The sequence below is a fragment of the Methylobacterium nigriterrae genome (genome assembly GCF_037106235.1).
Taxonomy (GTDB): Bacteria; Pseudomonadota; Alphaproteobacteria; order Rhizobiales; family Beijerinckiaceae; genus Methylobacterium; species Methylobacterium nigriterrae.
Genome location: NZ_JBAWTG010000878.1, coordinates 1 through 270 on the forward strand (window position 1 = coordinate 1; position 270 = coordinate 270).

Below are 270 nucleotides of genomic sequence, written 5' to 3' on the forward strand. Positions count from 1 at the left end.
CTGGCCTCGATCGTGGCCGCGATCCTGGTCTTCACCCAGTTCCACCCCGGAAACGCCAGTCCCAAGGCTGGCTGGACGGCTGCCGAGGGGGCCTTCTCGATCGACGGTCCGACGATGCTCTCGTGGTTGCTGATCCTGGTGCTGACCCTGTTCGGCGTGCTCCTGTTCGCCGAGCGGCGACCTGAGGGGGGCGTCACCGCCTTCGCCGGGCAGGCCGCCGCGATCCCCGGCACCGAGGCCGAACGCGAGGCGTCCACGCTGGGCCTGGAG

The 270-nt window shown here is 70.7% G+C and carries 1 protein-coding gene; it reads left to right on the top strand.

The features are described 5' to 3' along the window. Positions 1–270: hypothetical protein (locus tag WDW90_RS39525; RefSeq protein ID WP_336493045.1), on the top strand; the 270-nt coding region annotated here is incomplete at both ends.